Annotated in this window: 18 protein-coding genes; 14 read left to right on the top strand and 4 right to left on the bottom strand. The window is 69.9% G+C overall.

Annotation, left to right across the window (positions count from 1 at the left end; all coding sequences use genetic code 11):
• Positions 1–97 precede the first annotated feature (97 nt).
• From ACFVV1_RS35115 to ACFVV1_RS35060, 12 genes are all read left to right on the top strand, one after another.
• Positions 98–640, top strand: a complete 543-nt coding sequence (locus ACFVV1_RS35115; protein WP_389998006.1) for a hypothetical protein — start codon at positions 98–100, stop codon at positions 638–640.
• A gap of 77 nt (positions 641–717) precedes the next feature.
• Positions 718–891 (top strand): hypothetical protein, encoded by a 174-nt coding sequence (locus ACFVV1_RS35110; RefSeq protein ID WP_389998003.1) that lies wholly within the window; start codon positions 718–720, stop codon positions 889–891.
• 146 nt (positions 892–1,037) lie between these two features.
• Entirely contained in the window at positions 1,038–1,178 is a 141-nt protein-coding gene (locus ACFVV1_RS35105; protein WP_389998000.1) for a hypothetical protein, read from the top strand.
• A complete protein-coding gene (locus ACFVV1_RS35100) occupies positions 1,178–1,474 on the top strand; it encodes a helix-turn-helix domain-containing protein (RefSeq protein WP_389997998.1) in 297 nt (98 codons plus the stop codon). Before ACFVV1_RS35105 ends, ACFVV1_RS35100 begins: the two co-directional genes overlap by 1 nt.
• A gap of 88 nt (positions 1,475–1,562) precedes the next feature.
• Positions 1,563–2,513, top strand: coding sequence for a hypothetical protein (locus ACFVV1_RS35095; RefSeq protein WP_389997995.1), 951 nt, complete (start codon positions 1,563–1,565; stop codon positions 2,511–2,513).
• 79 nt (positions 2,514–2,592) lie between these two features.
• Positions 2,593–2,946 carry a hypothetical protein gene (locus ACFVV1_RS35090; RefSeq protein ID WP_389997992.1) on the top strand — a complete coding sequence of 118 codons (354 nt, stop codon included), beginning with the start codon at positions 2,593–2,595 and terminating at the stop codon, positions 2,944–2,946.
• Positions 2,943–3,353 (top strand): hypothetical protein, encoded by a 411-nt coding sequence (locus ACFVV1_RS35085; RefSeq protein WP_389997990.1) that lies wholly within the window; start codon positions 2,943–2,945, stop codon positions 3,351–3,353. Before ACFVV1_RS35090 ends, ACFVV1_RS35085 begins: the two co-directional genes overlap by 4 nt.
• A gap of 2 nt (positions 3,354–3,355) precedes the next feature.
• Positions 3,356–3,886, top strand: coding sequence for a hypothetical protein (locus ACFVV1_RS35080; protein ID WP_389997988.1), 531 nt, complete (start codon positions 3,356–3,358; stop codon positions 3,884–3,886).
• Between the two features lie 15 nt (positions 3,887–3,901).
• Complete coding sequence (locus ACFVV1_RS35075) at positions 3,902–4,357, top strand: NUDIX domain-containing protein (RefSeq protein ID WP_389997985.1); 456 nt, start codon at positions 3,902–3,904, stop codon at positions 4,355–4,357.
• Positions 4,354–4,905 (top strand): helix-turn-helix domain-containing protein, encoded by a 552-nt coding sequence (locus ACFVV1_RS35070; protein WP_389997982.1) that lies wholly within the window; start codon positions 4,354–4,356, stop codon positions 4,903–4,905. The genes ACFVV1_RS35075 and ACFVV1_RS35070 overlap by 4 nt, the downstream gene beginning before the upstream one ends.
• Before the next feature lie 65 nt (positions 4,906–4,970).
• On the top strand, positions 4,971–5,459 hold the full coding sequence (locus ACFVV1_RS35065; protein ID WP_389997979.1) for a hypothetical protein: 489 nt from the start codon (positions 4,971–4,973) through the stop codon (positions 5,457–5,459).
• Positions 5,372–6,112, top strand: a complete 741-nt coding sequence (locus tag ACFVV1_RS35060; RefSeq protein ID WP_389997976.1) for a nuclease-related domain-containing protein — start codon at positions 5,372–5,374, stop codon at positions 6,110–6,112. The genes ACFVV1_RS35065 and ACFVV1_RS35060 overlap by 88 nt, the downstream gene beginning before the upstream one ends.
• A 70-nt stretch (positions 6,113–6,182) precedes the next feature.
• Here the strand turns inward: ACFVV1_RS35060 and ACFVV1_RS35055 are convergent, their stop codons facing one another.
• A complete protein-coding gene (locus ACFVV1_RS35055) occupies positions 6,183–6,455 on the bottom strand; it encodes a hypothetical protein (RefSeq protein ID WP_389997974.1) in 273 nt (90 codons plus the stop codon).
• A gap of 170 nt (positions 6,456–6,625) precedes the next feature.
• Between ACFVV1_RS35055 and ACFVV1_RS35050 the strand changes: the two genes are divergently transcribed.
• The gene (locus ACFVV1_RS35050; RefSeq protein ID WP_389997971.1) at positions 6,626–6,988 is read left to right on the top strand and encodes a hypothetical protein; all 363 of its coding nucleotides are present in this window, start codon (positions 6,626–6,628) and stop codon (positions 6,986–6,988) included.
• 2 nt (positions 6,989–6,990) lie between these two features.
• Complete coding sequence (locus ACFVV1_RS35045) at positions 6,991–7,371, top strand: DUF6233 domain-containing protein (RefSeq protein WP_389997968.1); 381 nt, start codon at positions 6,991–6,993, stop codon at positions 7,369–7,371.
• 95 nt (positions 7,372–7,466) lie between these two features.
• On the opposite strand, the gene ACFVV1_RS35040 is transcribed toward ACFVV1_RS35045, so the two are convergent.
• From ACFVV1_RS35040 to ACFVV1_RS35030, 3 genes are all read right to left on the bottom strand, one after another.
• Positions 7,467–7,760, bottom strand: a complete 294-nt coding sequence (locus ACFVV1_RS35040; RefSeq protein WP_389997965.1) for a hypothetical protein — start codon at positions 7,758–7,760, stop codon at positions 7,467–7,469.
• 5 nt (positions 7,761–7,765) lie between these two features.
• A complete protein-coding gene (locus tag ACFVV1_RS35035; RefSeq protein ID WP_389997962.1) occupies positions 7,766–8,080 on the bottom strand; it encodes a hypothetical protein in 315 nt (104 codons plus the stop codon).
• An 86-nt stretch (positions 8,081–8,166) separates the two neighbouring features.
• Positions 8,167–9,216 carry a PhlD gene (locus ACFVV1_RS35030; protein WP_389997959.1) on the bottom strand — a complete coding sequence of 350 codons (1,050 nt, stop codon included), beginning with the start codon at positions 9,214–9,216 and terminating at the stop codon, positions 8,167–8,169.
• Positions 9,217–9,225 lie beyond the last annotated feature (9 nt).

The raw sequence follows: 9,225 nt of genomic DNA, 5'->3' as shown, positions 1-9,225 counted from the left end.
GCGGGTTCAGCTCCGTCATTCCTATTGTGTCAACCATGGGAATGCGGGTAGTCTGGCGTAGCCGGACAACAACCCACCCAAGGCACATGGGGGACTCATGCAGGAACTCCGACTCATCGACCCCGATGGCTACACCGTCCCCGACACCATCCGCACCGTGTCCGACGGCACCGTCGACGAGATCCGGCAGCACCTCCTCACCGAGGTCGCCCCCGTACACGCCGCCCAGTGGGCCGGCTTCGGCTACGACGCCCGCCGGTACACGGTGAACACCCTCCCCGTTTCCCGCTACTCCGTGACCGTCGCCCGCCCCGGCCTCCCCACCGTGGCCCTCGGCCCGTACTACAGCCCCGAGTTTGCCGAGCTGACCGCATGGAACCTGACCGCCTACCTCGGAGACCCCGGGACGCTCATCGCGGTCGAACCCCACGACGAGGACCTCCCGCACCTGGCGCCCCTCCCCACCGACCCGCAGCTCCTCGCCGACCACCTCGCCGACCACCTCGCCGACCACCTCGGCGAGGACACCGGCCTGGACGTGCACGCCCGGCTTGCCGCCCAGGTCGGAACCAAGGCTGCGGGGCGTCTGCTTGCCGACGCGTACATGGTGCGCGCCGCACAGCTCCGCACCGCCGCCTGACCCACAGACCGCCGCTCCTCCCCCCGAGGGAGCGGCCCACCACACAGACACCGCCGCACCGTACGAGGGAGCACCCCATGGCCCGACGCAAACCCCGCAGCCCCGGCGTGATGCTCCGCAACCGGGCCGCTGGCCTCCACCGCTACGACGACGAAATCGGCTTCGACGGCGGGAAAGCCAAGCTCCACCGCGAGGTTCGCCGCACGGAGCGGAACCAGCTGCGCCGCGATCTCCGCAACGACAACGTCTGACCCCATAAGCCGCCGCCCATCACCCCCTGGAGGGTGCGGCAAACCCGGCCAGCAGCCCACCGGCCGATGAACCACCGGCCCGACGCCCACACCCCCGGCGGGCGCGGGCCGGTGGCCCCACCCCAGAGACCTGACGGGAGAACCCCATGGCCGACCACACCGCCACCGTCGAGATGAAGCGCCTCCTCGCCCGCCGCAACGCCCGCAACGCCGGATGGACGGCCTTCGAGAAGTCGGTCCGCCGCAGCGCCCTCCGCATGGCCCGCAGCCAGGACCAGGGGCAGTGATGAACATTCGTGCCGACGTTGCCGAGCTGATCCACCAAGGCTTCAACAACGAGTACATCAAGCAGCACTGCGGGGTCTCCGGGCAGCACGTTGCCGGGGTGCGCCGCCGACTCCAGCGCGCCAACGCCCCGGAACGGCGTCACGCCACCGCCCTGGAACGCCTGTACGCGGAGGCTGTGCCTACCGGCCGGGTGTACGACTACCAGCCGCCGGACGGCCGTATGCCGCTGTCACCGACGCAGCAGGCCGCAAACCGGGCAACGCTCCTTGCCGCGCTGCGCGGGGAAGCAGCGTGACCGTGCTCCTCACCGCCCTCACCAGCGACCACACCCAAACCACCGTCTGACCCACCCCACAGGCGCCTACCCCAGAAAGGAATTCGCCATGACGACGGCCACCGCCCCGACAGTCACTCGCCGCCCCGAGAACGACCGGTACGCCAACCTCGGGAAAGTTGGCAAGGAGGGTGACGACTTCTTCATCGTCATCGCCGGCCAGGACGTCGGAGGCACGTACTACTGCACCGACCCCAGCATCCCGGTCAAGGAGCGGTGGGCGTCGTGGGGCCCGGCCGGCCTGCAGATGGGGTTTCGTACTCGGGAGGACGCCGAACGGGTCCAGGTCGCCGCCTACAACCCGGCCGACTACCCGCCGCCTGCGCCCAACCCGGAGCCTGCCCCGGTACCCGAGCACCCACGGGTATCGAAAGTTCATCCCGCCGCCACCGATGGGCCTCTGACCAAAGAGTTCGCCCTGCACGTCGACGAGCACATGGTGAAGAACTTCGCCAGCACCCCGGCAGGGGACTGGGAATGCGGGCGCCTGGCAGACAACACCGCGGTCGTGGTGTGGCAGGTCGGCACGATGGGTCTCACCCAGTCCGGGGTTCGCGGAACGATGCTTTTGCGGTGGCTGCACTCCCTGCACGACGCCGGGTTTGTTGTCCGGTCCCGCACAGACATGGAAATCTTCGGCCGGCCCGACGAGCAGTCGAAAATCGCCTGGTGGCTCCACATAACCGGCTGGGCGGCACCCGAAGCCCGTACCCGTGACAGGTTCGTGGACCGGTGGCCACGCCCCATGTACCGGAGCCGGGTCGCTGCCCGACCCGATGACCCGAACCCCTTCGGTGGTGGCCGCCCCGTCTCCTACCACTTCATGTACTGGGCGCCCGGAGACTTTCCGCACCCGATCACCTATGCGATCGAGTACGCCACACACACCGAGAGCATGTCGATTCTTCCGCCGGACTGGCTGGTCGCCCTGGCTGAGGAGCAGCGGCCGGACACCGATGACAAAGCGGATCACGACGACTGCGACGGCAATCCCCTCTGACCGTCACGGGCCAGCCCCTGGCACTGCTTCACCGCCATCACCGGCGGACACACCCCGACCACCACCTGAAAGGCATTCCATGTCCAACCAGTCCGCCGCCCGCGCCCGCCTGGCCGCCATGTTCACCTTCGGTTCAGACGCCGACGAGACCGAGTTCGAGCAGCGCGTCCAGGCCGTCATCGACGCCGAGACCGCCGCCCTTCGTGCGCAGGTGGCCGAACTGAACGCGCATCCTGCCGATGGCAGCGCCCCGGCATACCCGTCCCGCGCCCTCCCGCCCCGCAATGCCCGCTGCTCCTGCGGTCACACCGGCCTGGACCACCACCACGGCGACACGAAGTGCTGGGCCAACCTGCCCCGCACCATCGGGCCGAACAGGGTTTGGGGCCCGGTCCGGATCTGCGACTGCGCGAAGTTCGAGGCAAGCTCATGAGCGCGCCCGAGACCAACCAGTGCTGCACGACTGGGGCCTGCTTCGCCTGCCGGTACTGGGAGGAGCGAGTCCGGTGGGCGGAGAGCGACGGCATGATGCCCGCCAGCGGGTCGGAACCCGCAGGTCTCATTGCCCGCGTTGACGGCCAGCACTACGTCCTTCAGCCGTTCAACACGACCAGGCAGTCCCAGTGGCTCGGCCACCGGGGCCAGGTGTTCACGTTTCGGTTCACCGACGGCCGGCGGGTCACGTCGAACGACGTCTGGTGCCAGGGCGAGATCCCCGCCCACTTCCGGGACCGGCTCCCGGACAACGCCGTCATTGTTCCCCCTTTCCCGTCCGGCCGGCTCCCGCTCAGCCAACGCCTCACCAACATCCGCCGCCAGTACACCAATAAGGAGAACTGACCATGATCAGCACCCTTGAGACCAAGGCGGTGGTTGGCCGCCGCGTCGAGTTCGCCTACTACCGCGACCAGGACACCTACCTCCCCGGCATCATCACCGCGATCACCGAGGACCCGGCCAGTCTCCGGATCCGCCTCGATGGCGCCCGGTCGAACCTCGCTGTGCGCCCCGACTACGAGGGCCTGCGCTACCTCGACGAGATCGCGCCCGTGCCCGCCCTGCCGATGGGCCGCTTCCACCCCGCCGCCGGCCACTTCGACGACAACACCTACGCCGGTGTCGCCGTGTGCCAGTTCGAGGACGAGGACATCATCCTCGCCACCGCCAACCCTGCCGCCGCCCGGGCCGCACTGGCCGCCTACTTCAAGGCCCAGAACATGAACCCCGACCACAACCGCCACGACCCGGACCGGCTGGAACTCGCCTGGGTGGTCTTCGAGTGGCAGCCCGAGGACGCCGAATGCCCCTGGCTCATGGACTTCGCCCAGGAGGGCGACGACATGGCCATCCAGATCCACTACCTGCCCGCCTGAGAAGGAGAACTGACCATGCCTGACATTGAGACGATCCGGTACGCCGCCGATGTGGTGTGCATCCGAGATGGTCATGTCCTGCTGATTGAGCGGGGCTGGCCGCCCTACAAGGGCCGGCTGGCCCTCCCCGGCGGGCATGTGGACGTGGGCGAAACGGCCTTTTGCGCTGCTGCCCGGGAGCTGCTGGAGGAAACCGGCGTCGAGGTCTCCCCGGACGACTTGGTCCTCGTTGGCGTCTACGACCGCCCCGGTCGTGACCCGCGCGGCCGGTACGTCAGTGTCGCCTACGCCGTCACCGTTCCTGCGGACACCACCGCCCAGGCTAAAGACGACGCCGTTGCCGTGCAGTGGGTCCCGTTAGCCGAGCCCGGACCGCTTGCGTTCGATCACGACGAGATCGTCCGCGACGCGGTAGTGAAGGACCAGCTTGCCGCCTACCGGACCGCAGTGAAGGAGGTTCCGGCACCGTGACCGCCCCCGCACAGGTGGGCCCGTCGCCAGTCGGTGGCGGGCCCGCGGTCTTCCAGGACCGCGACGAACTCCTCGCCGACGTCGGGGACCGCATCCGAGCCGAACGTCGCGCCCGCGGATGGAGCCAAACCGTCCTCGGGGAACGCGCCGGCATGACCTACAAAGTCGTCGCCACCATCGAACTCGGCAAGGGCACCCTTCCGCTGCTGCACCTGGCGGACGTGTGCAAGGCGCTGGGCATGTCGATAAGCGATCTGCTGTCCGAGCGGTGGCAGATGCCCACCTTGCCGCCGAGACGGCGTGGGGTACCGGGCGCGCTGTCGCCGCGGATGGCTGCCGTTCTGCGCGTAGCGGCGTCGGGGATTCCGTTGACGCAGGTCGCGAAGCAGCTCGGGATGCCTCGACCGGTGGTGTCGTCCCGACTGTCGGAGGCGTACCGGGTTCTGGGCGTGGCGGATCTGCCCCGTGATGAGCGACGGGCGGCCGCGGTGCGGGTCGCTGAGGCCCGTGGACTGTTCGACGCCCGCTGTGAAGTCGACGCAGCGTAACGAAAGTCTCTCCCCGCCCTGGGCGGACAACTACCCATCGTGACATCACCCGTTAAAGGAGCAGCATGACCGAGAAGACCACCCCGCAGCCCGCCGAAGGGCTGCGCCGACACCTTGCCGAGGCCATGGCGAAGGAGGCGGGGTCGAAGGCGTTCATGGAGCCCGGCACGGCGTGGGATCACGCCCGGTCCGAGTGGCTGGCCCACGCGGATGCTGCGGTGAACGCCCTGCACCGGTGGGAGCAGGAAGGCACCCTAGTGCGGCTGTGCGTCATCCCCGGCTGCTTCCAGTCCCTGAACATCGCCCAGGGCGAACCGGGTTGGCTGCAGTCGTCCGCGGTCGGCTACATGTGCCCCGACCACGCTCCGATTCTGTGGGCCGGCCCGGATGGACCACACGTCCCACGCTGGGGGTACGCCGACGCGGACGCGGCGCAGCCCGAGGCCCTTCTGCGCTGCTCCTGCAGGTGGGATGCGGGCAAGACTCGGTTCCGCGGGCACGGCACCGCCCTGTGGCAGGCCCACGCCCTCGAGGTCCTGGAGGCCGCACGGTGACGCCCCGGAACTCGGCGGCTGCGCATGCTGCTGCTCTTCGTGCGGATGCCCGGCGTGGTCTGTGGCGGCGTCTCCTGGCCCTCCTGGGTGTTCGTACGGCCGGTGTCCGGCGGGCGGAGTCTCAGGCGGCCCGGTGGCAGCATGGCGCCGCTGGGGAGGAGGTCACGGCCGGGATGCTGACCGCCCTCGAGGTCCGCGGCTGGGCGATACGGCACGACCGTCGGTTACGCGGCCGCCAGTTCAACGTGGATCACGTCCTCGTCTCTCCGTGCGGTACCGCGGTTGTGGTGCTGGATACGAAGGCGTGGCACCGCGGCCGCACCACGGCGCTGGTCCGGGGCCGGGTGTGCTGCGGGGCGGAGGACCGGCACGGGGAGGTGGAGAAGGTGGTCAAGTACGCGAGGCTGGTCGAGGCGGCCCTGGGGCTACCGGGGGTGGCGGTGTGGCCGCTCCTCGTCGTGCATGGGTCGCCGGTGGCCGGCGGGCAGCTGGAGGCCCGGGTTCAGGGCTGGGATGGTCCGGTGTACGTGCTGGGCCCGGATCTGCTGGTGCCGCGGCTGGCGGGTGCGCCGAAGGTTCGGGACCCGCGGCGCGCGGCCGCGGTGGCGGCTCGGGTGGATTCCGTGCTTCTGCCGTACACGGAGCCCGGGTAAGCCGTACGGTAGCGGTGCTGATCAGCAGCGGCTCATCATTCCTGGGGGGATGGTGGGCCGCTTTCTTGCATCAGCGCAGCACGTTCGCGTCCCGGGCGTCGGTGTCCGCGGTGGGGAGAGGCCGGTGGCCTTCGTCCCAGTGGTTGGACCAGGAGCACAGCCCGCACGCGTACCGGCCGTCGAGGCCATAGACCTGGGCGTCGCAGCCGCGGCAGCGCGTGGTGGTGATCTCGGGGGTTACGGCGGTGGCCGGGGTGGTTGAGGACCAGCCGCACTGGTTGTTGCAGGTCCAGGACCCGTCGGGGCCCTGGGTGGCTGCTGCGCCGCAGTTTCCGCACGTCATGGGTGGCCTCCCGGGGGTGGCCCGCCGCGACGGGGGTGACACGGCGGGCCTTGGCCAGTGTGGCAGCGGCGGGTGGGGGAGAGGGAGGGTTTCGGCGGGTGGGTGACCCTGGCGGGTGTGTCGGTGCGTCCCGTTCGCATCCGGTATTCGAACAGGCGTAGCATCGAAATGTGCCTAGGAACAGCCCCGCCTTCGGTTTCCCGCAGGATCTGCGCGACGCCCAGCTCGCCCTGCATCAGACCCGTGCCGCGTACGAGGAGTACGCGAAAACGCTCCCGTGGTCGGCGGAGCCCATGCCCGGATGGGAGAGCGACAAGCAGCTCCACAGCAACTATGTGTCCGCGAAGCCGGACAGCCCCGGGTACACGGAGGAGCAGGCCGCGGAAGTGCGCCGGTTCCAGGATGAGCTGCGCCGACTGAGCGTCGCCGTGTCCACGCACCCGTTCTGGGAGTCGCTGAGCGGTCCCGATCTGGTCGAGGCGCGGATGGTCCTCAAGCACGTGCACGAGGAGTCCGAGGAGCAGGCGGCGTAGCCGTGGTCGACCCCGGATCGGTATCCCGCCTGGACAAGCTCCGGGCCCTGGAGGCGTGGCTGGACTGGCAGCTGCACCAGACCCGTTCCCGGATCCGGGAGGTCGAGGCCCAGGAGCGGCAGGGTCGGCAGGAACCGCGGGGCGAGGAGTCGTCCGAGCAGCGGGAACACCAAGCCGAGGAGCAGCGCCGCACGCGCACCCCGGACTGGGGCCTCATGGAGGCCGGTATCGGCTCACCGGCTGCCGAGGTTCACCGTGGCGACTGCTGGGCCGCTGGGAAGCGGCTGCAGGAAATCAGCCGGGAGCGGGCCATTGCCGAGCTCGCCGACGCGGCCCGGGCCTGTGAGGTGTGCCGGCCGGACAGGGTGCTCGGCACGCCATGAACCCGTGAGGCGGCTGTCATGCCCGGTGGTGGCATCGGCTTCGAGGTGAGACCACCACCGGGCCGGTACAGCGTCGCACGAGGCACTGACAACGCTCAGGCGTCGCCTCTGCGCCCCCGGCGGATAGCGCGGGCTACCTGGTCACCTATCTGGGCGGGCGGGCCGCTGGAGCGGACGTGGACCTCGACGTCGCGGTCGCCCACGACGAGCCTTGCGGAGCCGCCGTTGTTCTTCAGGTGCCCGGTGATGAGCTGCTCCCGGGTGACCCGTATCGCCCGAGCGGCCTTCTTCTCCGCTTCGATCCGCATGGCGCGGGCTTTGACGGCGAAGGCGGCCGCCCCGGCGCACGTCGTAAGGGACACGGCGAGGCTGACGATGCTGGTGGCCATAGACATCAGGCGCGTGCTTTCAGTTCGGTGAGCTTGGCGTGGCCCTTGTCGGTGAGCCAGGCGGACACGCCGTTGAGGAAGCAGAGGTCGCACTTGGTGGGGCAGGCGCAGGCCGCGCGTGCCAGGTAGCCGCGGCTGGATTCGCGGGTGTACGCGGCGTCCACGACGTTCTCCGGGTAGACGGTGCAGAGGGTCCGCCAGGGCGTGTGCAGCTTGATCCGATCCCACCCGGTGGAGGCGTCGTAGTTTCTCTGGTGGTCGTGGATGGCTTGGAGGAGGGTGAGGGGGGTGATGTCGGCGGGTTCCGGGGAAGGGCTCATGTCTTCCATGCTGTGCCCGGCAGGCCGGTTCCTTGCCCCTGGTCGGGTGCGGCCGACGTAGGGGCAGGTGGGGCGGTGCGGGGCTGTCAGCCCTGCCAGGTGCCGCGGATGGCTGCGGTGACGAAGCCGGGCCCGTATGCGACGGCGACACCGGTGGCGCCGGTGGGCGGGGGTTCGGTGTGGGTGCGCTCGAGGATCCGGAGCACGCTGACGCCGCCGAGGTTGCCTTCGTCGGTGAGGGTGTCGGTGGAGTGCCGGGTGTCGTGGGTGTCGAGGCCGAGGGCGGTGGCGGTGTCGGTGATGATCCGCTGGCTGCCGGGGTGGATGACGGCGAAGTCGACGATGTTCGGGCCGAGCCAGTCCAGGAGATCGGGGAGGACATCGTCGGCCGCGGACAGGGCTTCCTTCGTGGAGTCGAAGTGGAAGCCGGCTGCGTCGGCGCGGCCATGGTAGCGGGTGAGGCTGTCCGGGAGGACGTGCTCGTACGTGTCTGCGGGGGTGTCGACGACCAGGCCGGGGCCGAGGGGTTGGTCGGTGACGAGGGTTGCGGCGGCGGAGTCCCCGAAGAGCGCCTTGTAGATCATGTGCTCGACGGCGTCGTCGGCGTGGTTGTACACGGCGGAGATGACTTCGGCGGCGACGACGAGGACGGTGGCCCCGGGTCTTGCCGTGACCATGTCGATGGCCCGGATGAGGGCTTGGGTGCCGCCGGCGCACGCCATGGTGGTGAGGGCGATGCGGCGGACGTCGGGGCGGAGGCCGAGCCGGTCGACGAGGTGGATGTCGAGGTTGGGGACGGCCCAGCCAGTGGAGTGCGTGGTGATGATGGCGTCGACGTCCGTGGGGCGTACCTGGCGGGCGGTGAGGGTGCGGCGTGCGGCCTCCTCGCCCAGGTCGAGGGCGTCCTCGAATGCCGCGGTGGCCCGCTCCCCGATGCCCGCGGCTCCGGACACGGTCGGGGCGGTCAGGGGGCGGGTGAAGTACCGGGTCTGGACGCCGGTGTTGCCGATGATGCGGAGGATTGCGGGCAGGCGTTGGTGGTCGGGGTGGTGGGTGCGGATGTCGTCGCTGATCTCGGCGGTGGTGACCTTGTGGGCGGGGAACACGGTGCTGGGGCGGGCTATGTAGGCGGGCACGTCATCCTC

The organism is Streptomyces sp. NPDC058092, from assembly GCF_042884935.1.
Classification (GTDB): Bacteria; Actinomycetota; Actinomycetes; order Streptomycetales; family Streptomycetaceae; genus Streptomyces.
This window is presented reverse-complemented; position numbering and strand designations above follow the sequence as displayed.